Source organism: Mesorhizobium sp. C268A (assembly GCF_040324475.1).
In the GTDB taxonomy this organism is placed as follows: Bacteria; Pseudomonadota; Alphaproteobacteria; order Rhizobiales; family Rhizobiaceae; genus Mesorhizobium.
In genome coordinates this window covers 1,068,768-1,093,730 of record NZ_JAMYVX010000003.1, presented here as the reverse complement: position 1 = coordinate 1,093,730, position 24,963 = coordinate 1,068,768, and the positions used below count along the sequence as shown (strand labels likewise).

Annotated in this window: 22 protein-coding genes; 7 read left to right on the top strand and 15 right to left on the bottom strand. The window is 63.1% G+C overall.

All coding sequences use genetic code 11. The annotated features are described in order from the left end of the window. Positions 1-2: 2 nt before the first annotated feature. The 5 genes from NKL06_RS32165 to NKL06_RS32145 are packed head-to-tail and all read right to left on the bottom strand — an operon-like array spanning position 3 to position 5,447. On the bottom strand, positions 3-1,208 hold the full coding sequence (locus tag NKL06_RS32165; protein WP_023693454.1) for a molybdopterin molybdotransferase MoeA: 1,206 nt from the start codon (positions 1,206-1,208) through the stop codon (positions 3-5). Further along, positions 1,209-1,691 carry a cyclic pyranopterin monophosphate synthase MoaC gene (moaC, locus tag NKL06_RS32160; RefSeq protein WP_023684710.1) on the bottom strand — a complete coding sequence of 161 codons (483 nt, stop codon included), beginning with the start codon at positions 1,689-1,691 and terminating at the stop codon, positions 1,209-1,211. 2 nt (positions 1,692-1,693) lie between these two features. After that, positions 1,694-2,506 carry an indole-3-glycerol phosphate synthase TrpC gene (gene trpC / locus NKL06_RS32155; protein ID WP_023684711.1) on the bottom strand — a complete coding sequence of 271 codons (813 nt, stop codon included), beginning with the start codon at positions 2,504-2,506 and terminating at the stop codon, positions 1,694-1,696. Positions 2,507-2,509: 3 nt separating this feature from the next. Beyond that, a complete protein-coding gene (trpD, locus tag NKL06_RS32150) occupies positions 2,510-3,520 on the bottom strand; it encodes an anthranilate phosphoribosyltransferase (protein ID WP_023684712.1) in 1,011 nt (336 codons plus the stop codon). Positions 3,521-3,551: 31 nt separating this feature from the next. Then, positions 3,552-5,447 (bottom strand): peptidylprolyl isomerase, encoded by a 1,896-nt coding sequence (locus tag NKL06_RS32145; protein ID WP_023688560.1) that lies wholly within the window; start codon positions 5,445-5,447, stop codon positions 3,552-3,554. A gap of 147 nt (positions 5,448-5,594) precedes the next feature. Here NKL06_RS32145 and tpiA point away from each other — a divergent pair, with 147 nt between their 5' ends. The 5 genes from tpiA (at position 5,595) to NKL06_RS32120 (ending at position 10,723) form a co-directional block, all read left to right on the top strand. Then, positions 5,595-6,365, top strand: a complete 771-nt coding sequence (gene tpiA / locus NKL06_RS32140) for a triose-phosphate isomerase (RefSeq protein WP_352581587.1) — start codon at positions 5,595-5,597, stop codon at positions 6,363-6,365. Positions 6,366-6,561: 196 nt separating this feature from the next. Then, positions 6,562-7,050, top strand: coding sequence for a preprotein translocase subunit SecG (secG, locus tag NKL06_RS32135; RefSeq protein ID WP_023693455.1), 489 nt, complete (start codon positions 6,562-6,564; stop codon positions 7,048-7,050). 201 nt (positions 7,051-7,251) lie between these two features. Then, positions 7,252-8,370: a L,D-transpeptidase gene (locus tag NKL06_RS32130; RefSeq protein WP_023693456.1), complete on the top strand. Its 1,119-nt coding sequence runs from the start codon at positions 7,252-7,254 to the stop codon at positions 8,368-8,370. Between the two features lie 154 nt (positions 8,371-8,524). After that, complete coding sequence (gene pyrG / locus NKL06_RS32125; protein WP_081725397.1) at positions 8,525-10,162, top strand: CTP synthase; 1,638 nt, start codon at positions 8,525-8,527, stop codon at positions 10,160-10,162. Positions 10,163-10,186: 24 nt separating this feature from the next. Beyond that, the gene (locus NKL06_RS32120; protein WP_023702848.1) at positions 10,187-10,723 is read left to right on the top strand and encodes a DUF1697 domain-containing protein; all 537 of its coding nucleotides are present in this window, start codon (positions 10,187-10,189) and stop codon (positions 10,721-10,723) included. Positions 10,724-10,860: 137 nt separating this feature from the next. Here the strand turns inward: NKL06_RS32120 and NKL06_RS32115 are convergent, their stop codons facing one another. The 5 genes from NKL06_RS32115 to NKL06_RS32095 form a co-directional block, all read right to left on the bottom strand. Beyond that, on the bottom strand, positions 10,861-12,318 hold the full coding sequence (locus tag NKL06_RS32115; protein WP_023693457.1) for an NCS1 family nucleobase:cation symporter-1: 1,458 nt from the start codon (positions 12,316-12,318) through the stop codon (positions 10,861-10,863). A 200-nt stretch (positions 12,319-12,518) separates the two neighbouring features. Continuing rightward, complete coding sequence (gene otsB / locus NKL06_RS32110) at positions 12,519-13,307, bottom strand: trehalose-phosphatase (protein ID WP_023702849.1); 789 nt, start codon at positions 13,305-13,307, stop codon at positions 12,519-12,521. Continuing rightward, positions 13,304-15,085: an alpha,alpha-trehalose-phosphate synthase (UDP-forming) gene (locus NKL06_RS32105; protein ID WP_023693459.1), complete on the bottom strand. Its 1,782-nt coding sequence runs from the start codon at positions 15,083-15,085 to the stop codon at positions 13,304-13,306. The genes otsB and NKL06_RS32105 overlap by 4 nt, the downstream gene beginning before the upstream one ends. Before the next feature lie 144 nt (positions 15,086-15,229). Continuing rightward, complete coding sequence (locus NKL06_RS32100; protein WP_023693460.1) at positions 15,230-17,392, bottom strand: amylo-alpha-1,6-glucosidase; 2,163 nt, start codon at positions 17,390-17,392, stop codon at positions 15,230-15,232. Positions 17,393-17,435: 43 nt separating this feature from the next. Next, positions 17,436-18,497: a glycosyltransferase family 4 protein gene (locus NKL06_RS32095; protein WP_023693461.1), complete on the bottom strand. Its 1,062-nt coding sequence runs from the start codon at positions 18,495-18,497 to the stop codon at positions 17,436-17,438. Positions 18,498-18,687: 190 nt separating this feature from the next. Here NKL06_RS32095 and NKL06_RS32090 point away from each other — a divergent pair, with 190 nt between their 5' ends. Beyond that, a complete protein-coding gene (locus NKL06_RS32090) occupies positions 18,688-18,990 on the top strand; it encodes a DUF982 domain-containing protein (protein ID WP_023688551.1) in 303 nt (100 codons plus the stop codon). A 185-nt stretch (positions 18,991-19,175) separates the two neighbouring features. Next, positions 19,176-19,334 carry a hypothetical protein gene (locus NKL06_RS32085; RefSeq protein WP_023693462.1) on the top strand — a complete coding sequence of 53 codons (159 nt, stop codon included), beginning with the start codon at positions 19,176-19,178 and terminating at the stop codon, positions 19,332-19,334. Between the two features lie 598 nt (positions 19,335-19,932). Here NKL06_RS32085 and NKL06_RS32080 read toward each other — a convergent pair. The 5 genes from NKL06_RS32080 to NKL06_RS32060 all read right to left on the bottom strand — a co-directional run bounded on the left by NKL06_RS32080 (position 19,933) and on the right by NKL06_RS32060 (position 24,962). Continuing rightward, a complete protein-coding gene (locus tag NKL06_RS32080; protein WP_081725396.1) occupies positions 19,933-20,133 on the bottom strand; it encodes a hypothetical protein in 201 nt (66 codons plus the stop codon). A 2-nt stretch (positions 20,134-20,135) separates the two neighbouring features. Further along, on the bottom strand, positions 20,136-20,321 hold the full coding sequence (locus tag NKL06_RS32075) for a hypothetical protein (RefSeq protein ID WP_023682450.1): 186 nt from the start codon (positions 20,319-20,321) through the stop codon (positions 20,136-20,138). Between the two features lie 651 nt (positions 20,322-20,972). Beyond that, positions 20,973-22,484: a protein adenylyltransferase SelO gene (locus NKL06_RS32070; RefSeq protein ID WP_023693464.1), complete on the bottom strand. Its 1,512-nt coding sequence runs from the start codon at positions 22,482-22,484 to the stop codon at positions 20,973-20,975. Positions 22,485-22,727: 243 nt separating this feature from the next. Further along, the gene (locus tag NKL06_RS32065) at positions 22,728-24,104 is read right to left on the bottom strand and encodes an NAD(P)/FAD-dependent oxidoreductase (protein ID WP_023693465.1); all 1,377 of its coding nucleotides are present in this window, start codon (positions 24,102-24,104) and stop codon (positions 22,728-22,730) included. A 30-nt stretch (positions 24,105-24,134) separates the two neighbouring features. After that, a complete protein-coding gene (locus NKL06_RS32060; RefSeq protein ID WP_023696175.1) occupies positions 24,135-24,962 on the bottom strand; it encodes a DUF2243 domain-containing protein in 828 nt (275 codons plus the stop codon). Position 24,963 lies beyond the last annotated feature (1 nt).

Genomic DNA, 24,963 nt, shown 5'->3' with positions numbered 1-24,963 from the left:
CTTCAGCGCAACATCAGAACGCTGCAAGCAGCGCCTGCTTCTGCCGCCGGAGCGAAGGGCTCGCGCACGATCAGGCCGGTGGCGTCGGCCAGCATTCTCAGCATCGAGGAATCCTGGATGCCGAACGGCGTCGCCACCAATGCGCCGGCTTCTTCCCGGACCACGGCGCGCACATAGTCTTGCCTTAGATCATTGGCCGGCATCGCGGCGCCAAGCTGAGCCTGGCGGATGTCCTGCCGGTGGGGACGGCCGCCGAGCTGCGCCAATAACGGCTTCAGGAACAATTGCGAGCAGACCAGGCTCGCCACCGGATTGCCGGGCAGGCCGATGCACCTGATATCGCCCAGCCGCCCGAACATCAGCGGCTTGCCCGGGCGCATGGCGAGCTTCCAGAAGTCGAGGTTCATGCCTTCGCCGGTCAGCACGTCATGGACGAGATCATGGTCGCCGACCGAGGCGCCGCCGAGCGTGACGATGACGTCGGCTTTCGCATCGACCGCCTTTTTCACCAGCGCCGCGATCGCTTCCTTGCGATCGGCCGCTATACCGAGATCGAGCGCGCGAGCGCCGACCGACTGCGCCACAGCAGCGACGCCATAGGCGTTGGACGAGATGATCTGGTCGGGGCCAGGTTCGCTACCCGGTGGCAGCAATTCGTCGCCGGTGGCGATGATGGCGACCAGCGGCCGTTGCACCACGTTCAACCGGGGATGATTGGCCGACGCCGCCAGCGACAATGCAGCCGGATCGAGCACGCGGCCTTTCTCCAGCAGCACGTCGCCTTGGGCAAAATCCAGTCCAAGGCGGCGGATGTTACGGTTCTTCGCCGTCGGTTCGGTGACCTCGATCCGGCCACCGCCGAGATCGCGGACATTCTCCTGGATGACGATGGTGTCTGCGCCTTCCGGCAGCGGCGCGCCGGTGAAGATGCGCACAGCTTCCGCCTTACCTACAGCGCCGTCAAAGCCTCGCCCTGCAGGCGCCTTGCCGATCACCGAAAGCCTCGCCGGGAGGGTCGCCACATCCCGCGCCCGTGCGGCATAGCCGTCCATGGCAGATGCATTGAAAGGCGGCTGGGTACGCAGCGCCACGACCGGCTCCGCCAGCACCCGGCCGGCCGAATCCGCCAGCGCGACGCTTTCACCGGGCAACGCCACAGCGCCGTCGAGTAGGCGTTGAAGCGCCTCGGCGACCGGAACCAGCGCCATTTACGAACCCGCCTTGTAGTCGCCGGACTTGCCGCCGGTCTTTTCCACCAGCTTTATACCGGAAATCACCATGGCGCGGTCGACCGCCTTGGCCATGTCGTAAATGGTCAGGCACGCGACAGATGCCGCGGTCAGCGCCTCCATCTCGACCCCGGTCTTGCCGGTGACGCGGGCGAGCGCGGTGACCCTGAGGCCGGGCAGCGTGGTGTCCGGTTCGATGTCGACCGACACCTTGGTCAAAAGCAGCGGATGGCAGAGTGGGATCAGCTCATGCGTTTTCTTGGCAGCCATGATGCCGGCAATGCGCGCGGTACCCAGCACATCGCCCTTCTTGGCGTCGCCGTCGAGGATCATCTTCAGGGTTTCGGCCCGCATCGAGACAAAGCCCTCGGCGACCGCCGTGCGCGTCGTCTCCGCCTTCTCGCCGACATCGACCATGTTGGCCTCGCCCTTGGCGCCGAGATGGGTGAGGGCGGCTGCCATCCTCAGATGGCCTCTGCTTTCGCCTTGCCTGTCAAAAGCAGCCGCGTTGCCGCAGCGACATCCTCTTGCCGCATCAGGCTCTCGCCGACGAGGAAGGTGCTGATGCCGGTCTTTTGCATCCTGAAGCAATCGTCGTGGGTGAAAATTCCGCTCTCGCTGACCAGCAATCGGCCGCCCGGCACCATCGATGCCAGCCGTTCCGAGGTCTCGAGGCTGGTCTCGAATGTTCTGAGATTGCGGTTGTTGATGCCGATCAGCTGCGACGAGAGTTTTACCGCGCGCTGCGTCTCGGCCTCGTCATGCACCTCGATCAGCGCGTCCATGCCGAGTTCGAACGCGGTCGCTTCCAATTCGCTCGCCAAGGCATCATCGACGCTGGCCATGATGATCAGGATGGCATCGGCGCCCCATGCGCGAGCCTCGTAGACCTGGTAAGGGTCGAACAGGAAATCCTTGCGCAGCGCGGGCAGGGACACTGCCTTCCGTGCATTGGTGAGAAATTCCGGCGCGCCCTGGAAGGATGGCGCATCGGTCAGCACCGAAAGACAGGCGGCACCGCCTTTCTCATAGGCCTGCGCCAGTGCGGGCGGGTCGAAATCGGCACGGATCAAGCCTTTGGATGGGCTTGCCTTTTTGATCTCGGCGATCAGGCCGAAGCTGCCCGATCTGCGCTTCGCCTCAAGCGCCCTCCGAAAGCCACGCGGTGCGTCGGCATCCTTGGCTCGCGCCTTGATCTCGGCCAACGGTATCCGCGCCTTCGCCGCCGCGATCTCGTCGCGCTTGTAGGCCTCGATCTTGCGCAGAATGTCAGCCACGGCTCATCCGTTCGAAATCTCGACCAGCCTGTCGAGCACGCCCAGCGCCCGGCCGCTGTCGATGGCCTGTGTGGCCGCGGCCATGCCGTCGGCAAGCGTCGTCGCCTTGCCGGCCACCACCATGCCGGCGCCGGCGTTCATCAGCACCGTATCGCGATAGGCCCCGGCAGCACCTCTCAGCATGTCGCGCAACGCCGTGGCATTGTAGGCGGCGTCGCCGCCGCGCAACTCGTCCTTGGTGTGGCGCTGCAGGCCGACGGCTTCCGGGGTGAGCGTGAAATGGCGGATCTCGCCGCCGGCCAGTTCCGCCACCTGCGTTTCGCCGGTGGTGGTGATTTCGTCATAGCCATCCCCATGGACCACCCAGGCATGCTCGGTGCCCAACGCCTTCAATGTCTCGGCCACCGGCACGATCCATTCCGGCAGGAACACGCCGACCATCTGCCTGCTGACGCCAGCCGGATTGGACAGCGGTCCGAGCAGGTTGAAGATGGTACGCGTGCCGAGCTCGACGCGGGTCGGGCCGACATGCTTCATCGCAGGGTGGTGCGCCGGCGCGAACATGAAGCCGACGCCGGCCTCCTGGATGCAGCGGCCGATCACCTCTGGCAGGATATCGATCTTGACGCCGAGCGCGACCAGCACATCGGCAGCGCCCGTCAGCGACGACAGGCCGCGATTGCCGTGCTTGGCGACCGGCACGCCGCAGCCGGCAATGACGAAGGCCGAAGCGGTCGAGATGTTGACTGAATGCGAATTGTCGCCGCCCGTGCCGACAATGTCGATGGCGCCCTCAGGAGCTTCGACGCGCAGCATCTTGGCACGCATGGTGGCGACGGCGCCGGAAATCTCGCTCACGGTCTCCCCGCGCACGCGCAACGCCATCAGGAAGCCGCCGATCTGGCCCGGCGTCGCGTCGCCAGACATGATGATGTCGAAAGCTTCGCGCGCTTCCTCGAAGGTAAGCCCGGTTCCCGTGGCGACCTTGGCGATATGGGTCTTCAGGGCGCTCATTGGGCCAAGACGTTCATTGGGCTAAGGCCATTCATTGGGCGAGGGCTTGGGAAACGGCGGCCTGGTCGACGCTGACGGCGTACTGCGTCTGCAACTGCGCCACCAGCTGGTCGAGCAGATCGTCGGACATGCCTTGCGTGAAGGATTTTTGCGCATCGTCGGGTACCGAGCTGGCGTCGGCTCCGGCCGGCTCGAACACTTCGGCGACCTTGAACAGGATCTGGCCGTCGCCGGTGGGCGAGGGGATCAGCCCGGTGCCGCCTTCGCCGACCCCGAACATCGCAGCAGCACCCTCCTTGCCGAAATCGACATCGTCGGCCTCGCGCTTCACGCCGCGCTTGGTCTGCTTTTCAAGCTTCAGTTCGCCGGCGATGACGTCGAGTGTGGTGCCAGCTTTGAGGCGCTTGTCGAGTTCGTCTGCTTTCGCGGTCAGCCGCTTGGTCGTTTCCTCTGTCGTCCAGTCCGCCACCACGCGCTGGCGGACTTCGTCCAGCGTGCGGTCGCGAGCCGGCGTGATCGATGTCAGTTCATAGAACACGAAGCCGTTGTTAGGCGTGGTCAGGGCTTGATTCTCGGTGTTGGGCTCGGCCTCGAACACCGCCTTGATCAGGTCCGGCGATGCCGGCAGGTCCTTGATGATGGTGCCGTCCGGCTTGAGGCCGGTGCGGTCTATGGCCTCGACGGTGACGTCCTTGAGCTTCAGTTTGGCGGCGGCTTCGGCCAGCGTGCTGCCGGCGGCGCGGGTGTCTTCGTAGTTGTCGTGCACGTCGAGCAGGATGCGGCTTGCTTCGCCGAGCGCCAGATCCTTTCGGATCTGGTCTGACACTTCCGCCAGCGGCTTCACCGTTTCCGGTTTGATCTCGGTGACGCGCAAAAGCACCGGACCGAACGCGCCCTGGACGACCGGGCTGACTTCGTTGACGGCAAGCGCGAATGCGGCATCGGCGACCGCCTTGTCGGTGATCTTATCCTTGGAGAGCGTGCCGAGCAGCGTGTCGGCCGGGGTCTTGCCCTGCGCGGTGACGATCTTGTCGAAAGTGGCGCCCGTCTTCAGCGAATCGGATGCCGCCTTGGCGGCGTCCGCGGAAGGGAACACCAGCTGTTCGATGGTGCGCATTTCCGGCGTGGTGTAGCGGCCCTTGTTCTTGTTGTAGTCGTCGCTGACCTGCTGGTCCGTTACGGCGCTGACATCCATGATGTCTTCGGGCTCGAGCCGGACATAGGAGAATTTGCGGTATTCTGGCGCCGCGTAGGTTTTCTTGTTGGCCTCGAAATAAGCCTGAAGCACGCTGTCGGATGGCGCCTCGATGGGCTCCACCAACGCCTTTGGCAAGATCAGATAGTCGATGGTGCGGTCTTCGCCCCGATAGAGCGCAACTGCCTTGAAGAAGGTGTCCGGAGCCTTGAGGCCGTCCGAAACCGCTTCGACGATCTGCTGGCGCACCGCCACCTGAGCCCGGTTCTTCAGATAATCCTCCGGCCGCATTCCCAGTTCGCGCAGCCGGGATTCGAACAGCCGGCGGTCGAACTGGCCATTCGGGCCTTGGAAGGCGGGTTCCTGCCGCGTCAGTTCGGCCAGCCTGTCCTTGGAGAAGCCAAGCCCGAGCTTGCGCGCCTGTTCGTCAAGGACGGCGCCGGACACCAACTGAGCCAGCACCTGGTTGTCGATGCCATAGGCCTTGGCCTGGTCGCGGCTGATGCGCTGGCCGATCTGCTGCTGCAGCATGGCGATCTGGCGATCGTAGGCGAGGCGGTACTCGGTGATCGACACGGTGGTGCTGCCGGCGGTGATCACCGCATGATGGCCAGCCAGGAAGCCGCCCGTCATCCGCGTGGTGACGCCCCAGGCAAGGAAACTCAACACCAGCAGCGACAGCAGGGCTTTCGCGACCCAGGTCCCTGCCGCGCTTCTCAATATACCAAGCATTGTTACTTCCGATTTTTGCGCAGTTTTGCGTGCGCCCGAGTCTGAAACAAGCGCAATAGCGCCCTTCCGGCTCACTGTCGATTGCTTTGTGGCCTGATTTTGATAGGGAGGGCGAGACCCCAATGTCGCCCGGAGAACCAGATCCCCATGACGCCAGGAATTCGACCGCTCGTTGCCGGCAACTGGAAAATGAACGGCACCAGCGCTTCGCTGAACGAGCTCAGGATGATCGGCAACGGCTTCATGAGCGGGCTCGACGCAGAGACCGAAGCATTGGTCTGCTTGCCGGCGACCTTACTGTCGCGCGCCGTCGAAATCCTGTCGCGCACGCCGGTGCGGGCCGGTGGCGAGGACTGCCACATCAAGGAAAGCGGCGCCTTCACCGGCTGCGTCTCAGCCGAGATGCTGAAGGATGCGGGCGCCAGCCACGTCATTGTCGGCCATTCCGAGTGCCGCGAACAGCGCAGCGAGGACGATGCCATCGTCCTCGCCAAGGCCTCGGCGGCGTGGCGGGCAGGGCTCGTCGCCATCATCTGCATCGGCGAGACCAAGGCCGAGCGCGAAGCGGGCACAGCACTCGACGTGTTATCGCGCCAGGTCGCCGGCTCGGTGCCACCGAGCGCAACGCCCGCCAACACCGTTATCGCCTACGAGCCGGTATGGGCTATCGGCACCGGCCTGACGCCGACCGCCGAAGACGTGGCGGAGGCGCACGCGCATATCCGCCAAAAACTGGCGGAAGCGCTCGGCGCAGCCGTGGCCGGCAAGATGCGCATCCTCTATGGCGGCTCGGTCAAGGCGTCCAACGCTGTCGAACTGCTAGGCGTCAAAAACGTCGATGGCGCGCTGGTTGGCGGCGCCAGCCTGAAGGCGTCCGACTTTCTCGCCATCGCCGAGGCATACCAGAATATCTCGTAGGCCCCGGAATTTCGTTGCCGACCAGTTCGGTCATAGACTTATGAACGCAGCAGTTCGGCGGAAATCGTTGCAAAGGGCGCATTGCTTCCCATATTCCGGCCACGGGCTTGGAAATGCCGTTAAAGCATTGTATGGAGCCGCCTCCAAATCACCGGCCCTGATCGCCAGGGAGCGGCAGGGCTTGCCAGGATAAAATATGGAAACCGTACTGATCGTCATCCACCTCATGGTCGTGCTCGCCCTTGTCGGCGTGGTGCTGCTGCAACGCTCCGAAGGCGGTGGTCTCGGCATTGGCGGCGGTTCCGGTTTCATGACCGCGCGTGGCGCCGCCAATGCGCTGACGCGGGCGACGGCGATCCTGGCCGCGGCCTTCTTCGTGACGTCGCTGACACTCTCGATCGTTGCCCGCTATGGCGAAAAACCGATCGACATTCTCGACCGCGTGCCGGCCGACAGCGGCAACGGCGTGCTCAATCAGTTGCCCGGCACGACGGCGCCGACGCCGCCTTCGGGCAACACCGCACCGGCCGCGCCCGCGGCCAACGGCGCCGCCACCACGCCGCCCGCCACCACGGCCCCGGCGACGGCTCCATCTCCGGCGACGCCACCTGCAACCGATTCGGCTACGCCGCCGGCTACCAATGGCGTTACCTTGCCGGTGACACCGCAGGTTCCGAACCAGTAGTCGGTAGCGTCAGATGCCGCGATCTGTTGTTGTTTCAACACAGTCGCGGCAAATGGCACACGATCACGAAGATTCGACCGCACCCCGTGCTTGAGGCCCGTACGCCACTTCGATTATAGATTGCCGGCGGCACTTTCTGCGCCCTTGGGGGGCGCCGGGCGACGCCGTGGGCAACAAGCATTGAACGATCGGATCTTCGCCATGCAGCTTCGCAGCTTCATTTTCATGGGGTTTTGTGCCGTATTCGGCATGAGCTCCGCGGTCTTCGCCGGCACTCCGGCAATGACCTCACCGCAGGCGGTTGGCAAAACCGCTGTCATCAACGTCGCCGCCAAGAGCGATGCGACGCAGCTGAAGCTTCTCAAGAAGAAGAAAAACCCGAGCCCGGATGATCTGGCTCAGATCAGCAAGCTCGAAGACAAGATCGCCGCCGACAGGGATCTCGCCCGCGTCAAGGCGCTCGAGGCCCGCAAGCTGGCGATGCGCGATGCGGCGAAAGCCAGGGCCGATGCCCAGCGCCAGGCGTTCCTGGCAAGCAAGGGCAAGCCGGTCGTGGTTGCCGACGCCAAGCCAGGCAAGAAGACCACCAAGATCATCGCTCCGGTTGACCCGATCGCGCCGATCGAGCCGATCGAATCGGCTGAACCGCTTCCGGCCGAAGCGATGAATATCGCGCTGACCGGCAACAATGGCGAATTGCGCAGCGAGGCCCCGGGCCAGAAGCCGACGAGCGGCGGACTGTTCGCCGGCCTGTTCGGCGGCACGTCCTCTGCCTCGTCGATTGCCTATCTCCCCGAAACGCGCGCGCTCGACCAGGCTCTCGCCAAGCGGCAAGCCAAGAAGCAGTTCAAGGTGAAGCCGGAATTCGTGCCGCAGGACGTCGAATTCAGCGGCTATGAGCCGGGTACGATCGTCATCGATACCAGCGCGCGCCGCCTCTACCTCGTCGAATCGGCTTTCACCGCCCGCCGCTATGCGATCGCGGTCGGCCGCGAAGGCCTGCAGTTCAAGGGCAAGGTTGCCGTTGGCGACAAGCAGGAATGGCCGCGCTGGATCCCGACGCTCGACATGCAGAAGCGCGAACCCAAGCATTATGGCCAGTACAAGGACGGCATGCCCGGCGGCGGCCAGAACCCGCTCGGCGCCCGCGCCATCTATCTCTACGACGGCAAGAAGGACACGCATCTGCGCATCCACGGCACCATCGCGCCGCAGTCGATCGGAACCAGCGCTTCCAATGGCTGCTTCCGCATGATCAACGAGCACGTCATGGACCTCTACAGCCGCGTCAGGGTCGGCACCAAGGTCGTCATCATCTGACGCTTTCACAAACCTGCCGAAAGGGCCGGCTTTTGCCGGCCCTTTTGTTTTGACCAAAACACCAGTCTCGAACCTCGGGACTATCGCGCCTTCTCTGGAAAAAGCCTCAGCGGCGGTTTTTTCTCTGGCGGAATCAATTCGGCCGCGTTAAGCGATGACTCCCATGGCGCGATATGTATTCATCACAGGCGGCGTGGTTTCCTCACTTGGAAAAGGCATCGCTGCAGCGGCCCTTGGGGCTCTCTTGCAGGCGCGAGGCTATCGCGCACGCATCAAAAAGCTCGATCCCTATCTCAATGTCGATCCCGGAACGATGTCGCCTTACCAGCATGGCGAGGTTTTCGTCACCGATGACGGCGCCGAGACCGATCTCGATCTTGGCCATTACGAGCGCTTCACCGGCCGCTCGGCCAACCAGCAAGACAACATCACCACCGGCCGCATCTACAAGAACATCATCGAGCGCGAACGGCGCGGCGACTATCTCGGTGCCACCGTGCAGGTCATTCCGCATGTCACCGATGAGATCAAGAATTTCGTGCTCGACGGCAATGACGACTATGATTTCGTGCTGTGCGAAATCGGCGGCACGGTTGGCGATATCGAGGCGATGCCGTTTCTCGAGGCGATCCGCCAGCTCGGCAACGATCTGCCGCGCAACAACGCCGTCTATGTCCACCTGACCTTGATGCCTTACATCCCCACGGCCGGCGAGCTGAAGACCAAGCCGACCCAGCATTCGGTCAAGGAACTGCGCGGCATCGGCATCGCGCCCGATATCCTGCTGGTCCGCGCCGACCGCGCCATCCCCAAGGAAGAGCGCAGAAAACTGTCGCTGTTCTGCAATGTGCGCGAAAGTGCCGTCATCCAGGCGCTCGACGTGCCCCACATCTATGACGTGCCGATGGCTTACCACAAGGAAGGGCTCGATTCGGAAGTGCTGGCCGCCTTCGGTATCGATCCGGCGCCGAAGCCGCGCATGGAGCCCTGGCAGGCCGTGTCCAACCGCATCCACAATCCGGAAGGCGAGGTAACGATCGCCATTGTCGGCAAATACACCGGCCTCAAGGATGCCTACAAATCGCTGATCGAGGCTTTGTCGCATGGCGGCATGGCCAACCGCGTCAAGGTCAAGCTCGACTGGATCGAGAGCGAGATTTTCGAGAAGGAAGACCCGACGCCGTGGCTGGAAAAGGTGCATGGCATCCTGGTGCCCGGCGGCTTCGGCGAGCGCGGCTCGGAAGGCAAGATCCTGGCGGCGAAATTCGCCCGCGAGCGCAAGGTGCCGTATTTCGGCATCTGCTTCGGTATGCAGATGGCCTGCATCGAGGCAGCGCGCTCGCTGGCCGGCGTCGAACACGCCTCGTCGACCGAATTCGGTCCGACCGACGAGCCGGTCGTCGGCCTGATGACCGAATGGCTGAAAGGCAACATGCTGGAGAAGCGCCGCGAAACGGGCGATCTCGGCGGCACCATGCGGCTTGGCGCCTATCAGGCTGAACTCGCCAAGGGTTCGAAGATCGCCGACATCTATGGCGACACCCAGATTTCCGAGCGCCATCGCCACCGCTACGAGGTCAATATCGACTACAAGGAGCGGCTGGAAGATTGCGGCCTGGTGTTTGCCGGCATGTCGCCCGACGGCGTGCTGCCGGAAACGGTCGAATACCCCGACCATCCCTGGTTCATCGGCGTCCAGTACCATCCGGAGCTGAAGAGCCGGCCGCTTGAGCCGCATCCCCTGTTCGCCAGCTTCATCTCGGCCGCGGTGGACCAGTCGCGACTGGTCTAGGGCCACGGTGAGGTTTCGCAGCTGATGCAGACCTATGTTGCGCTGCTCTACAGCATTATCCTCGGCGAAGGCCGCCGGGTCGTCATGGCCGACCTCAAGGCGATGGCTGAACAGCTTGGGCTGAAGAACCCGCGCACCCTGGTGGCGACCGGCAATCTGGTCTTCGAGACACGGGCGACCGGCATCGCCAAGCTGGAACAGCGGCTGGAAACGGCCTTCGAAAAAACCTTCGGCCGCAACGTCGTCATCATCGTGCGCACTGCCGAGGATTGGCTGAAACTTGCCGCCGGCAACCCATTCCCGGCCGACTCTGCCGAGGCAGGCGATCAGGTGGCTGTGCGGGTGATGCGCAAGCCAGCGCCAGCGGATGGTGTGGCCGCGCTCCAGGCCTATGCCGCCGAGGACGAGAAGGTGGCTTCGGTCGATGGCGACATCTGGGTCGTCTTTTCGCGCGAGCGGCCAAGCTCGCGGCTGCTCGCTGCCATGAACCACAAGCGCATGGGCATCGGCACCGCACGCAACTGGAACACGGTGCGGAGGTTGGCTGAGATGGTGGAGTAGGGAGTAGGGAGTAGGGAGTAGGGAGTAGGGAGTAGGGAGTAGGGAGTAGGGAGTAGGGAGTAGGGAGTAGGGAGTAGGGGTATTATTCCCTACTGACTACTGACTACTGACTACTGACTACTCCCTATCCCTCAATTTCACGCCTTCGCCGTCCTGGCCCCTGCGCCAAGGGCGGCGGTGCGAAGGACGTAGTAGATGACCCCTGCAATGCCGACGCCGAAGAACCAGCCATAAACGCCCCACCATGCCGGCAGCAAGTTGGTGAAGTTCGGCAGGACCGAGGAGAAGATGGCGCCGATGCCGGCGGCTATGAAGGCGTTGATGTGCCAGCCGCCCTGGAAGCGGAACTCGCCATCTTCGCGGTACAGTGCCTCGACGTCGACCTCGCCCTTCCGGATCAGATAGTAGTCGACCATCATCACCCCGAAGATCGGCCCCATCGTCGCGCCGATGACGTTGACGAAAGATGCGGCACTGCCTTCCCACGGCGCGAAGGGATAGAGCACCAGCGCGATTACGGCCGCGATATAGCCGCCCTTCTTGAAGTCGATCTGCCGCGGAAAGACGTTGGAGAAGTCGAAGGCCGGCGAGACGAAGTTTGCCACCACATTGATGCCGAGCGTCGCCACGGCAAAGGTCAGGGCTGCAAGCGCTGCCAGGAACCAGCTGTCGAATTTCGCCGAGATCTGGTCGGGATGCAGAAGCACTTCGCCATACACGTCGAAGGCAGCGATGGTGGTCACGCCGGCGACCAGCGAGAACAGGATGAGATTGATCGGCAGGCCCCAGATGTTGCCCTTGCGCAGCGATGCCTTGTCTGGGGCATAGCGGGCGAAATCGCAGAAATTGAGATAGAGCGCCGAGAAATAGGTGACCCAGATCGCCGCCACCGCAAACAGCGACGTCCAGGAGCCAGGGGTTCCGGGTACGCCGGCATCCTTTGTCTTGTCGAGCAGCACATCCATCGGGATGTCGCTGGTAAAGGCAAATCTCCCGGATTTTACACAGAGATAGATCGCCAGGATCAACATCATCACCCACACCGCCGGTCCGGCCCAATCCTGGAAGCGGCGCACCGTTTCCATGCCGTTCTGGATGATCAGCAATTGCAGTGCCCAGATGACCACAAAACAGATCACTTCCAGACCCGTATGGCCGAGGAAATGCGTGTTGGCGTTGAAATCGGCGAACCATTGCGAGCGGATCAGCAACGCCACGATCGCGCCCGATGCCGCCGCCGTCTGCGCGCCGTACCAGAAGCAGGCGACGATGGCGCGCACCAGGGCCGGAATGTTGGCGCCCCAGATGCCGAAGGAGGCGCGCGCCAGCACGGGGTAGGGCACGCCGGTCTTCACGCCGGCATAGCCGACCATGTTCATCAGCGCGTAGATGATCAGCGAACCGATGCCGATGGCGATGATGAAATTGACGAAGCCGCCGCAAAACAGGAACAGGCTTGCGGCGAGATAATAGCCCCAGAGGCTGTGGACGTCCGACGTCCAGACGTTGAAGATAGAGAACGGCCCCCAGTTTCGGACTTTGGCCGGAGCCAGATCCTCATTGTATAGATCAGGTGATGCGCCTTGTATGGTCACTGCGATGTCCTCCCCTTGATGCCGCACGCGCCCTCACGCGTCGACTGCGCAGGTTATGCCTGACGCAGGGGAACCGGCAAGCAATCCATTTGCCGGCTTTGGCCTTAAAGATATTCAATGAGAACAGCGCTTATCGATCGGCTTTTGGCGAAGGTCGGCGCAATCGCGGCGATCTTGATTCGACCCGCAGACGGCAGCGATCAGGACGCTTTGCGGTTGAGGGCCGGTGATGCGTCGAAATTGGCGGCAAGCCAAGCTATCGCGCAGGTGACATCATCGAGCCTGTATTGGGCCACGGTCGGCCCACGCGGCTTGACCCGGATCGAGATGCCGCCGGCCTCGTTGATCGCCTCGAAACCGTTTTCGTCGGCGGTGTCGTCGCCGAGAAAGACCGGCCGCCGTCCGGCAAAGGGCGGGATTGCCATGAAACGCCGCACGGCAGCGCCCTTGGCTGCTTCGAGCGGCATGAGTTCGACGCCGGCGTTGCCCGGGATAACCCGATAGCCCTTGGGAAGCTCGGTCAATGCCTGTTCGACAAGATGCGTTGCCCTGGCCAGCAGATGCGGCGCCGCACGCGTATGGATGGCGAGGATCGGACCCTTGCGCTCGATATGAACAAGGCCGTCATCCAGTTCGGCCTCGATGGCGTCGGCAAGGGCAGCGATATCGGCGGGAGCATCGGCGGTAACGACCGGGCCGTCCGGCGTCAGCCGGTGTTCCAGCCCATAGAGACCGGCAACACGCAGCTTCAACGGATGAAACAGGCGGTCGGCGCCCTCGACCGAGCGGCCGGTGATAAAGGCGACGGCGCCGTCCAGCCGTTTGTCGACGGCGCCGAGGAGGTTGCGCAGTTCGTCGCTCACGGACACGGCGTCGGGGTGCGCGGCGTGCTCCAGCAACGTGCCGTCGATGTCGAGGAAAAGCGCCCATTGTCCTTCCGGCAGGTCGGGTGCGGTTGGCAGGCCCGGTGCTTTCGACAGGCTATTCATGACGCCACCTTCCGCATGCGGTCGAACAGTGAGACGATGTTGCTGCCGGTGTTTGCGGGCCGCTCGGCGACACTTGTCGCTCTTTCGAGGTCGCCGCGTTTGCGCAGGCGCGCCGCATCGAGCAGCATGCTGCCGGCCCAGCGAAAGACATTGTTGTCGCGCACTATTTCGCGCATCGGGCGCATGCGCTCGCGTTGTTCGTCCGGTGACATGGTTAGCGCCTGCAGCAGCACCTGGCTCATCATCGCCGCGTCGTAAGGATTGACGATCAGTGCTTCCAGCAGTTCGCGCGACGCGCCGGCAAACGTGCTGAGCAACAGCACGCCCTGTTCGTCGTCACGCGCGGCGACGAATTCCTTGGCTACGAGGTTCATGCCGTCATGCAGGCTGGTGACCATGCAGATGTCGGCGGCGCGATAGATCTCATAGACCTGTTGCTGCGAATGGTGCTCAGCCACCATGACCACGGGCTTGTAGCCGTCATGACCGTAGCGCTGGTTGAGCTCGTTGGCATAACGCAGGCATTCATCGTGCAATTGCTGGTAGGCCGGCAACGTGCCGCGGCTTGGGGCAGCAATCTGCAGGAACACTACCTTGCCGATCCACTCGGGGTGGCGCGTAAACAATTCGTCCAGCGCATGGAAGCGGTCGAGGATGCCCTTGGTGTAGTCCAGGCGCTCGACGCCGACGCACAGCTTGACGTCCGCCGACAGGCCGAACCGCTCACGCAGGCGGGCGCGGCTTTCCTCGACCGGTGGCAGTTTCGCCAGGAGTTCGGCCGGCCATTCGATGGAGATGGGATAGGCGTGCACCAGGGTCGTCCGCCCGCCATACGAGATCGCGGCGTCGGCGCGCTCGATGCGGCTTTCCAGGAACCGGTCTACGCTTTCAGTGAAATTATTGGCATGAAACTGGGTGTGAAAGCCGATGATCGAGCTCCCGAGCAGTCCATCAAGAACGCGTTCGCGCCATGGGCAGATGCTGAACACTTCGGAGTTCGGCCACGGGATGTGCCAGAAGGTGATGATGATCGCCTCCGGCAGGCGCTCGCGGATCATGCGCGGCAGGAGCGCGAAATGGTAATCCTGAACCAGCACGATCGGCCGCTCATTGCGCGCCTCGGCAACCACCATATCGGCGAATTTGCGGTTGACGGCCTCATAGGCCTCCCAGTCCGAGGCACGGAAGACCGGCCGGGTGAAGGCGATATGGCAGAGCGGCCAAAGCCCTTCATTGGCAAAGCCGAGATAGTAGCCCTGATATTCGTCGTCGCTCAGCCACACGCGGCGCAGCGTATAGGACGGATTGTCCGGCGGCACCTGAACCCGATCGTTGCTATCGACCGTCAGACGATCCGCCGTTCCGCCGCCATAGGCGATCCAGGTGCCGCTGCAGGCGCGGGTGATAGGCTCAAGCGCCGACACCAGGCCGCTGGCCGGCACCAGAAGCTCGACGCCGTCGTCCTTGATGTTGTGGATATAGGGTTCTCGGTTCGAGACGACGATGACCTGCGCGTCCGGCAGGTCGTCGGCAAGTATCTTGCGCAAGGTGTCGGGCGACCAGTTCACCAGCGCCGCGTCGGGAGATTGTCCATTCTTCTCGAACTCCCGCAAAACCTTGCGCGTCGCTTCCGATGCGACGTCCTCGCCGGCAGTCGGTGCAACCGTCAAGCTATGGCTACGACGTTGCCTGGAGATCGATAACAGAACGGCTAGAATCGAAAGGCCAAGGCTTGCAAGGATCAAGACCCAGAGCAGGGCCATGCCATAATCGGTCATTCCAATTCCAACTCAATTTTGGCCGTCAGGGCCTTTTTCTTCATGGTTCCATTTGAGTGTTCGCAGCCGACGATCGCCCGTGAGAACCTGTGTTTTTTGCAACGCACAAACCCTGGGATCGGTTCCCGTTGAAAGCCGTTCCGATCATGTCCGCACGATCAGCGGAACCAGCCCTTCATGGCGGTCGGCGAGAAAGGCGACGACGCGGTCGCCGACACGCTGGAAGGTAAGATCGACCCTCTTTTCGCCGACACCCAGATGCCTGAGCGTCAGCGTATCGATGCCGATCGGCAAACGGGGTCGAGTGACGTGGATTTCGCCGTTCCAGCCGTCGATTTCCAGACCGAGGCACGCCTGCATCAGCATGAAGGCCGAGCCTGCCGACCAGGCTTGCGGCAGGCAGGCGACGGGGTAGGCGATCGGTGCTTCACCCGGCGAGCGGGTAAAGCCGCAGAACAGTTCCGGCAGTCGCATGTTGAAATGCACGGCGGATTCGAACGTGCCGCTCATCAGCCGCACCACGCTGTCACGCTCGCCGAACCGCGCCAGGCCGGCGCCGCACATCGCCGTGTCATGCGGCCAGATGGAACCATTGTGATACGACATCGGGTTGAACAGCACAGCATCGTCGGAAAGCGTTCGCACCCCCCAGCCGGAGTGGAAGGAAGCCGAAAGCAACTGGTCGGCGACCATCTTAGCCCGCGCCGGTTCGGGCAGGCCGACATAGAGCAGGTGTCCGGCATTCGACGTGCGCACCTTGCACGGCTCTCCGGCGCCGTCGATCGCCAGCGCATAGAAGCCGAGATCGTCCAGCCAGAAATCACGCTCGACGGCGATCCGCATCTCTTCGGCGCGATTTTCCCAGTGCTCGGCCTGCGCGAACTCGCCCCGGCGGCGGGCGAGAGCGGCAAGGCCCCTGAAGGCTGCGAAGACATAACCCTGCACTTCGACCAGCGCGATCGGCCCCTTGGGAATGCGCCCGTCGGCGTGGAAGACGGAGTCGAAGCTGTCCTTCCAGCCCTGGTTCGCAAGGCCGGATTCGGCGGCGCGCTGATAGGTGACGAAGCCGGTTGCGCGGCTCGCCTCTTCCGTCCACTTGGCGGCGGCGCAGAGAGATGGCCACAGGCTGGCGATGAAGTCCATGTCGCCGGTGCGCTCGGCATAGGCGCAAGCGAGGTGGATGTAGAGCGGCGTGGTATCGACGCCGCCATAGTAGCGGCCGAAGGGTAGCTCCTGCAGCGCCACCATCTCGCCCTTGCGCGTCTCGTGCATGATCTTGCCGGGCTGCGAGTCGCTGAAAGGCGATGTCTCGGTCGCCTGGTGCTGGGCGAGGAAGGCAAGCACGCCGCGCGCCAGGCCGGGGTTGAGCCATAGCATCTGCAGCGCCGAGATGACGCCGTCACGGCCGAAGGCCGTCGAAAACCAGGGGATGCCGGCATAGGGGTAAGGGCCGGTCGACAGCTCGGTGGTCAGCAAGGCGACATCGGCGCGAGCGCGTTCGACCCAATCGTTGAAGACGCGGCCCGAACTGTGCACCGTCGCTCCATGGCGGCGCTTGGCCCGCATGCCGAAACGGGCGCGCGCCGCGGCCGCCCGGAAGCGGTCGCGGTCGGGCGTTTCGGTCAGTTCCGCGCCGACCTCGACGTAAAGCATCTTGCTGCTGCGCTTGGTCACTGCGATGAGGAAATCCGCGCGCTCGGCGCTCAGCTGGTCCGGCGGCTGCGAGAACGTGATCGCAGACACCCGCGCCAGCCCGTCCAGTCCGTCATAGCGCAGCAGCACCGAGGCAGGCTCGATCTCCGCTGCATGCGCCATTCCGCGCTTCGGCCGGGTCGAACCGCGCACCTCGAACATGTCGCGGAAATCGGCGGCAAAATGCAGCGAGACGCGGATTGCCGAATGCTCCTGGCTGTAGTTGGAAAGGGTGATGCGCTCGAACAGCCGGTCCTGCCACAACAGCCTGACGCGCTCGATATGGATGGCGCCCTGGGGGATGTCGCGGCCACCGACGCTTTGCATCGGCAAATTGGTCATATTGCTGGTGAACAGCACATTGTCCTGGCTGAGCGAGGCGCCGAGCAGAGATGTCTGCCGGCCGCCGACGGTGAGCCTGAACTCCGACAGCACCCGGGTGTCGTCACGGAAGAAACCGTCGCCCGCACCCCTGATATCGCCGTAGGCATCGGCCACGGCGAAACAGTCGCCTTGCTTCAGGGCAAACAGCCGGTGCGGCTCGCGCGGCGCGGTTTCGTCCAGGGAGGCAAGGGCCACGGCAGGGTCGAGCTTGCGCTCGTCAAGTTCGGTCATCAGTCACAAATCTCTGTTTCGGGCTCGGAACGTCCGCCGTCGTTCACGACGCTTTCGATTCAGCCGGGGCGCCGATGAGACGCGCATAGGCAGTGAGATAGTCGCGCGCCATCCTGTTGGCGGAGAACCGACTTTCGAAGACGGCGCGCACCTTTCGCCGGTCGAGTTGCAGCAAGGCCGGCACCGCGGCGACCGCGGCGTCGAGAGAATCGACGACAAATCCGGTAACGCCATGGTCGATGACTTCCGGCAACGCACCGCAGTTCCAGCCGATGGTTGGCGTACCGCACGCCATCGCCTCGATCGCGGCAAGGCCGAACGGCTCGGGCCAGTCTATCGGAAACAGCAGACCAGCGGCATTGCCGAGGAATTCAGTCTTCTCACTCTCGGCGATCTCGCCGACATAGTCGATGCGGTCGCCATCGATCAACGGCTCGATCGTCTCATGGAAATAGGCGCGATCATCGTCGCCGATCTTGGCCGCCAGCTTGAGCTTCATGCCCGAGCGCAAGGCGATGTCGATGGCCCGGTCCGGCCGCTTGTCGCGCGAAAGCCGGCCGAGAAAGGCAAGGTATGGTTCGCCCGCCGCCGTCTCGAAGGTCGGCTTATAGAGACCCGTCGGCAGCCCGTGATGGATGGTGGTCAGCCAATTGGCATTCGCAAGCCCGGTCTTCTGGCTATGTGAGATCGAGATCAGCGGAAAGCGCGGAAAGCGCTCATAGGCTGGCGCCAGGTCGACATAATCGAGCCGGCCATGCGGCGTCGTCACCGTCTTGTCCGGCATGGTCTCGAAGAACGAGAAATGCAGGAAATGACTGAGATGAAAATGAATGATATCAAAGTCGTGGGCTCGGTTCCTCACATCGGCAAGCATCGCAAGATGCGCCGCCGTGTCCGATTTCAGTGGACGCGGATCGAGGCGTAGCGCGCGTTCGCGACCTGGTATCAGTCTGGCCGACGTCCGGCTGTCGCCGCTGGCGAACAGCGTCACCTCATGGCCGAGTTCGACCAGACCTTCGGTCAGATATGAAACGATGCGCTCGGTGCCGCCATAGAGAAGGGGTGGCACCGATTCGTGCAAAGGGGCGACATGGGCTATCCGCATGGTTTGAACGTGTCCCTCAAGGCAATCACGAGAGCGAAATGCATCAGCCGGCCTAACGTTCCGGACAAAAGCGGGCGTCGGCAACCCAAGCCCACCAGCGCAGATTTTTTTGCAATAAGCGGAACAAACGCGCTATCCGCGAATTTAGTAAGGTTGGTCCGCGTTGCGGCCGACCAGGGAGAGAACAAAAATGGACCGCTTGCATTTCTTTACGCCCGTGCGCATTGCGCGCGGGCAGGGACACCCCGTCGAGGAAGTCGATAGCGTTGCCGAAGCGATGGTCTTTTTGCAGAAATGGCCATTGGGACGGCGTGGGCCTGTGTATCAATGCGCCGTGAATTGCTGCTCCGCGGCCCTCTCGGGCAGAATGTCGGCCGAAGCAGCCAGGAAGGCGTTTACGGGCTTTGCCCGCATCACCCGGCTGCTCGATGATGACATGGCCCTGCCGATGGGCGGCGAAAGCATGGCGGAAGTCCACGCGCTGAGGCGCTAGGCGCCGGTCCAGCCATTTGGCTATTGAACACCCGGGCTTTGGCGGCGCGGGCATCATCTTTTTCGCACCGGAGTATTCCGGCGCGGCCCTTCACCTCATGGGCCACACTGTGCTTTCATGCGGTGTTTCGCATGACCGGTGGGTGACGACCATCCACGGGCGGTCCGAACGTGGAGGGGTAGACAATGCCGAGACTGATCCTGGGAACACTCGGCGCTATCGTCATCGCCCTCATCTGGGCGATCCTTGCCAGTTTGATGGGCGCGCCATCGATCGTGATCACGGTCGGCGCGGTCGCCATTGGGGCCGGCGTCTACACCTACGTCGACAGACGCTCGCATTGACAGTCCCCGGTCTGACGCGCGCTCGACCAATTGCACGCCGGTGTTGACGCATGCGGCAGCCGCGGCGGGCCTTCTTCAAGGATGAGCTTGCTGGCCGCATAGAGGGCCAAGGCGCAGACAGGGCGCCACACGTCGGACCGGGCTCCGCGAGAACTTGGGAGAGATCGTCAAAGATCTTTCAATCCGGCCAATGTAGATCGAAACGGCGAATCTGTGGATTTCCGGTGGAACATCGTCGCCTCGAAACACTTCGGGCGTTGCACTGCCCCATCAGTGCACGTTCCCTTGTTCTGTTGGAACTGGCCGGCTGCCGAAAGGTGGCCGGCTTTTTTGTATATTAGCGGAACCTGAAATTACGGGGCTTGTTCTGCATCCGGCAGCGAGCCCCTCGCTGCTGGTCGAGGGCCGTAACCCTTGGCCGGGCCCGCATCGCTCCGCCAGTGGTGCGGGCCCACGGCCTCCGGTTTTTCCGGGCGTCTCGACTCGCTGATCTTCACCCTGGTCGGCTAATGCATGTCACTCAAAAAAAGGCTCGGTTGTGAGACAATGACATGAACACGCGGCGCGCTTTAGCACAATCATTCACAAAGCCGTGGGTTCAACTGTTGCTACCCTTCTTGGCTGGATTGTGCGAATGATGACTGTCCTTTTCACCGCCACCCCCTGAAACTCGGCTTTTGGATCGACGGTCTTCATCCGCCGGGGGTTTGTTGACCTGCAGGGGTTTTCTGGCGTTCTCGTGCGATGCGCCTGGCCCGCCCTGCCGGATCGTGTTCGGGTGTTTCTTCGATGTGGACATGATCACCGATCCTGCTGACGGCCCTGATGAGTGGTGTTGACCTTGGTGTTGGCTTGCTGCCCTTGGCGCTCCGGATCCGGCGCTCCGTGAGTGCCGTGCTGGGCATCATCGTGGCTAATCTGTCGCCCTTCTCCTCGACCCTTCTGGCTCTGGTTCTCAGGCGGCACGGGCGGCATTTTGCTCGACATCTGCATCTCCTTGGGTTGGTCTCGTGACTCCAAACCGTGATCGTGGGGGGAAGTTCCGTCTGCTTCGTCAGCACCTGTGATTTCGGTGCCGACGGAATCTGACTCCCAACGCGGATTTCAACGAAGGCCCGCCCGCGTCGCCCCGCCAGTGGTGCGGGCCTGCAATATAAATCCTAAGCCTGGGCTGCTATCGCAGTTTATTGCGAGCTTCCGGCGACTTGCGTAGCGGGCCACAGTGGCTTTCATGAGAGCAGCGTGTTGTATCCGGTCGATTTGGAGCGACCGAAATACAGTGCTTGACCACGTTGCTGACATGATCGGTGACGAGCGCGGTGTCGCGCCTGGATCGCGGCAGCAGCCTCTGGTCCGATCTGCCCGCAGCTGGTGGCAGCAAAAACGACGTCAAAAGACCTAAGTCTCTTTGATCGCCCTCGCTGCTCGCACGAGCGATGACCAGTCAGCTCCCATGGCTGCGACAAGGTCTCGAGCATCTTCGTCTGATATTCCGGTACGGTCTACGAGCTTCCGTGCCAGCAATTCGAATGCCAATTCTATGATCGTCATAGCTCAGCCCCTACGAGAGTGCCCGTGACGATAGCTTGCAAATGGGTCTTCCGCATTTGCACATGTTAAGCGACCATCACGAATGTCTCATGTACCGCAGAATGTCTGCAGGACGCGCTCATCCGGGCGTGGCGGCTCAGCAAAGCGTTCCATTCCCGGCTGCTCATCGAAGGGACGGCTGACGACCGCCAGAATCTCCTCGAACGGTCTGAAGTCGCCGCCCAACGCCGCCTGGATCATCGCCTCGATGCGATGATTGCGGGGGATGAATTTGGGATTGACCGATTGCATGGCAGAACGGCGCGTGGCCGTGTCGCCCTCGCTTGCGATGCGCTGGCGCCACCGCGCCGACCAGGCATCGAATGCACCTGGATCCTTAAACAACTGCCGCGCCGTGCCTTGGCCGTCCGCAGCGTCGAGGTCATCGCCCAGGCGCCGGAAGCCGAGCGTAAAATCCGCTTCGCCGAGAGCCAGCACATCCAGAAAGTCGGCAGCGAGCTGCAAGTCGCCTTCCGCTTCGGTCAGCAGTCCGAGTTTTCTGCGGAAGCCGCGCTGCAACACAGCCTCATAGGAGGCCTGGAACGACCTCAGCACCTCTTCCGCTTCAGACACTGCTTCATTCTCGTCCGTGCTCATGAGCGGCAGCAGGGTCTCGGCAAAGCGCGCAAGGTTCCATGTGGCGACACGAGGCTGGTTGGCATAGGCATAGCGACCGGCGCGGTCTATCGAACTGAACACCGCGCTGGGGTCGTAAGCGTCCATGAAGGCGCATGGGCCATAGTCGATCGTCTCGCCCGAGATCGACATGTTGTCGGTGTTCATGACGCCATGGATGAAGCCGACCAGCATCCAGCGCGCCACCAGGTCCGCCTGTGCGGCGACAACGGCCTCCAGCAAAGCCCGGTACGGCCGTGCTTCCCCCGCCAGCTGTGGGAAGTGACGCTGAATGGCATAGTCGGCCAGTATCTTGAGCGCCTCGGTGTCGTGGCGCGCGGCGAAATATTGGAACGTGCCGATCCTGATATGGCTTGCCGCCACCCGTGTCAGGACGGCGCCGGGCAGCCGGACCTCGCGATAGACCGGGTCGCCGGTGAGCACCGCCGCAAGGCTTCGCGTCGTCGGAATGCCGAGCGCCCCCATCGCTTCGCTGACGACATATTCGCGCAGGACAGGGCCGAGTGCGGCGCGGCCGTCGCCGTTGCGCGAGAACCGCGTTGGTCCCGATCCTTTCAGCTGGATGTCACGGCGAACGCCGTTGACGTCCACCACTTCGCCAAGCAGCAGGGCGCGCCCGTCGCCAAGCTGAGGCACGAAGTTTCCGAACTGGTGGCCCGCATAGGCCAGGGCGATTGCTTGCAACCCTTCCGGAAATCTGTTGCCGGCAAGCATCGCCACTCCATCCGGGCTGGTAAGCTGGTCGGCATCGAGCCCGAGTTCCTCCGCGAGGTGCCGGTTGAACCGGATCAGCCGCGGTTCGGACACCGGCTTCGGATCTGTTTGCGCGAAGAAGCGCTCCGGCAATTGCGCATAGCTGTTGCTCAGGGCGGGAAGCCCCGTCTGAATGACCGGGGGTTGTTCAGCAGTCGCAGGTGACGTCATGACGAGCTGTCTCTGAAGAGGAGGGGTTCAACAGATCCCGTTTCGAGGAGCCTGTGTTCATTTGTTCATATAGGGACGCAACGTCGTTGGTGCCATCCGGATCCATCAGGCCGGCACCGGATACAAGCTGGGAACCACCCGCCTCAACTATCGAGGTTCGGGCTGCCGTGGGACGACGGGCCGTGGCGGAATCCAGAGCTGACCCCCGCATCGCCACTGTCTCCGAACTGAGCACCCGGCAATCTAGTCAGTGCGGGCGTGCAATGCCGGGGCGGCGTCTGCCTTGGTTGGCAGCGGCTCTCTCGGGGCCGCTCCCGGCGATGATTTCGAACCCGGTTCGACTCGCTCCTCGGCGATGAGCCGGGCGCCACGCTCATAGGTCAGGTAGCGCCAGAGCCACTGGATCGAGACCTGAACGCGGTGCTGAAAACCGACGAGCAGGTAGACATGGATGAGCGCCCAGGCAGACCAGGCGAACCAGCCTTTCAGTTTCAGCCTGCCCGATTCGAACACGGCAGCGTGGCGGCCGACAATGGCCGTGTTGCCTCGATTGCTGAAGACAAAAGCGGGCAGCGTATCGCCAGCATCTATCCGGCGTGCCAGTGCCTTGCCGAGGTGCTCGCCCTGCTGCTTGGCGACCTGGGCAAGACCCGGCAATGGCTGGCCGTTCCCATCGAGGACCAGTGCGACGTCGCCAAGCGCGAAGACATCGGGATGGCCGACGACCTGCAGGTCGGATTCGACCTTCACCCGACCGCCGCGGTCGAGCCCGACACCAAGCTGGGCGACCAGCGGAGAAGCCGCCACCCCGGCGGCCCAGAGCGTCAAGGCCACCGGGATCACCTGGCCGCCGACGGTGATCTGATGCGCTTCGATCGCCTCGACCCGGTTGCCGAGCGCGACCTCGACGCCCAGGCTTTCAAGGCGCAGACGTGCATATCTGGAAAGCTCCGGGGCGAATCCGGCGAGCAGACGCTCGCCGGCTTCTACCAGTATGATCCTTGTCTTCTCGGGCCGGATGTTGCGGAAGTCGCGCGCCAGTGTGTGCCGGCTGAGTTCGGCGATCGAGCCCGCCAGTTCGACACCGGTCGGGCCGCCGCCGATAATGGCGATCGTCATCAGCCGGGATTGCTCGACTGGATCGGTGGTCCGTTCCGCGTGCTCGAACGATAGCAGCAGCCGTGACCGGATCGTGCGCGCGTCCTCGATGGTCTTCAAACCGGGACAAACCCGAGCCCAGCTCTCCTGGCCGAAATAGAATGGCTGCGAACCAGTGGCCAAGACCAGGATGTCGTAGGGGACCGTGGTCCCATCGGCCAGCACCAGTATCCTGGCCTCGGTGCCGATCTCGGTGACATCGCCGAAGAGGACCTGAACCGAGGGATAGCGGCCCAGGATCTTGCGGATGGGCTCGGCGATATCAGGCGCCGACAAGGCGGCGGTTGCAACCTGATAGAGCAAGGGCTGGAACAGGTGGTGATTGTGGCGGTCGATGATCGTCACCCCGATTTCCGCCTTGCCAAGCGCCTTGGCAACCTCCAGACCGGCAAAGCCTCCGCCGACCACGACGATGCGCGGTGTCAGGCTCCGGCCGTGGCTGCTCTCGGTGGCGAACTGCATGCTTGATACTCCCCTATCCCTGTCCGGAAGTCATAGCCTGGCAGGAGTGCCTCGCTGCTGGCTGGAGCTACTGCTCATTCCGGCGGCATCGGTCCAGGCGAGGCATCCGGCAATGACAGGCGTCGTGCTGACCACAAGGGCGCCGCGCGCGTGAAGGGATACCAACCCGCGCCATGAGACGCGGTCGACCGCCCAGATGGTGCCGCTGGCGTCGACCCATTTGAGATGGGCGTCGGCGACTTCAACGGCCCGCATCATCGCCGCCGGTTCCATCCCGGCCCGAAAGACGATGATGGAATTGGCGGCACCGTTGAAGAACGGGCCGGCGCCGGCTGCCAATCCCGCGAGCAGGACGATGCTGGTAAGCGCTGCCGAAGCACCGCGTGCCGGTCCGCCGCGGTTGGGCAGCACCAGCACCAACACAAGCGGCACGATGCCGAAGATGACCAGCCACGCAATATCCCAGGCGAGCGGCAAGTCGCTGTTCATCTTGATCCGGTGCAGACCCAGCAGCCAGTGAAACACGACGGCATCGACGACATGCCAGACGCCGAACCCGGCGAAGGCGAGCCGCAGGATCTCCGTGGTGGTCCCGGGCCGCGCGCCGGCCGCCCTCGCGGCCACCAGCAGCACCGTGCCGGCGACGGCGAGCACATACATGAAAAGATGGAAGAGGCCGTCGGCCATGATCTGGAAGCGCAGGTCGGAACCCACCGGATCGGCGACGCCCGAGAGAAGATGATGCCATTGCAGGATCTGATGCAGGACGATGCCGTCGAAGAAACCGCCGAGCGCGAAGCCGAGCAGCAGCCAGCCGGCTCGCGTTCTCGGGTCGAGTGTCGCGGTGATCGCGTCCATG

What these genes read in the sequence shown, in the direction of transcription:
- NKL06_RS32165 (WP_023693454.1), bottom strand. Translation starts at nt 1,208, where the DNA reads ATGGCGCTGGTTCCGGTCGCCGAGGCGCTTCAACGCCTACTCGACGGC.
- moaC (WP_023684710.1), bottom strand. Translation starts at nt 1,691, where the DNA reads ATGGCAGCCGCCCTCACCCATCTCGGCGCCAAGGGCGAGGCCAACATG.
- trpD (WP_023684712.1), bottom strand. Translation starts at nt 3,520, where the DNA reads ATGAGCGCCCTGAAGACCCATATCGCCAAGGTCGCCACGGGAACCGGG.
- NKL06_RS32145 (WP_023688560.1), bottom strand. Translation starts at nt 5,447, where the DNA reads ATGCTTGGTATATTGAGAAGCGCGGCAGGGACCTGGGTCGCGAAAGCC.
- tpiA (WP_352581587.1), top strand. Translation starts at nt 5,595, where the DNA reads ATGACGCCAGGAATTCGACCGCTCGTTGCCGGCAACTGGAAAATGAAC.
- secG (WP_023693455.1), top strand. Translation starts at nt 6,562, where the DNA reads ATGGAAACCGTACTGATCGTCATCCACCTCATGGTCGTGCTCGCCCTT.
- NKL06_RS32130 (WP_023693456.1), top strand. Translation starts at nt 7,252, where the DNA reads ATGCAGCTTCGCAGCTTCATTTTCATGGGGTTTTGTGCCGTATTCGGC.
- pyrG (WP_081725397.1), top strand. Translation starts at nt 8,525, where the DNA reads ATGACTCCCATGGCGCGATATGTATTCATCACAGGCGGCGTGGTTTCC.
- NKL06_RS32120 (WP_023702848.1), top strand. Translation starts at nt 10,187, where the DNA reads ATGCAGACCTATGTTGCGCTGCTCTACAGCATTATCCTCGGCGAAGGC.
- otsB (WP_023702849.1), bottom strand. Translation starts at nt 13,307, where the DNA reads ATGAATAGCCTGTCGAAAGCACCGGGCCTGCCAACCGCACCCGACCTG.
- NKL06_RS32105 (WP_023693459.1), bottom strand. Translation starts at nt 15,085, where the DNA reads ATGACCGATTATGGCATGGCCCTGCTCTGGGTCTTGATCCTTGCAAGC.
- NKL06_RS32100 (WP_023693460.1), bottom strand. Translation starts at nt 17,392, where the DNA reads ATGACCGAACTTGACGAGCGCAAGCTCGACCCTGCCGTGGCCCTTGCC.
- NKL06_RS32095 (WP_023693461.1), bottom strand. Translation starts at nt 18,497, where the DNA reads ATGCGGATAGCCCATGTCGCCCCTTTGCACGAATCGGTGCCACCCCTT.
- NKL06_RS32090 (WP_023688551.1), top strand. Translation starts at nt 18,688, where the DNA reads ATGGACCGCTTGCATTTCTTTACGCCCGTGCGCATTGCGCGCGGGCAG.
- NKL06_RS32085 (WP_023693462.1), top strand. Translation starts at nt 19,176, where the DNA reads ATGCCGAGACTGATCCTGGGAACACTCGGCGCTATCGTCATCGCCCTC.
- NKL06_RS32080 (WP_081725396.1), bottom strand. Translation starts at nt 20,133, where the DNA reads ATGTCCACATCGAAGAAACACCCGAACACGATCCGGCAGGGCGGGCCA.
- NKL06_RS32075 (WP_023682450.1), bottom strand. Translation starts at nt 20,321, where the DNA reads ATGTCGAGCAAAATGCCGCCCGTGCCGCCTGAGAACCAGAGCCAGAAG.
- NKL06_RS32070 (WP_023693464.1), bottom strand. Translation starts at nt 22,484, where the DNA reads ATGACGTCACCTGCGACTGCTGAACAACCCCCGGTCATTCAGACGGGG.
- NKL06_RS32065 (WP_023693465.1), bottom strand. Translation starts at nt 24,104, where the DNA reads ATGCAGTTCGCCACCGAGAGCAGCCACGGCCGGAGCCTGACACCGCGC.
- NKL06_RS32060 (WP_023696175.1), bottom strand. Translation starts at nt 24,962, where the DNA reads ATGGACGCGATCACCGCGACACTCGACCCGAGAACGCGAGCCGGCTGG.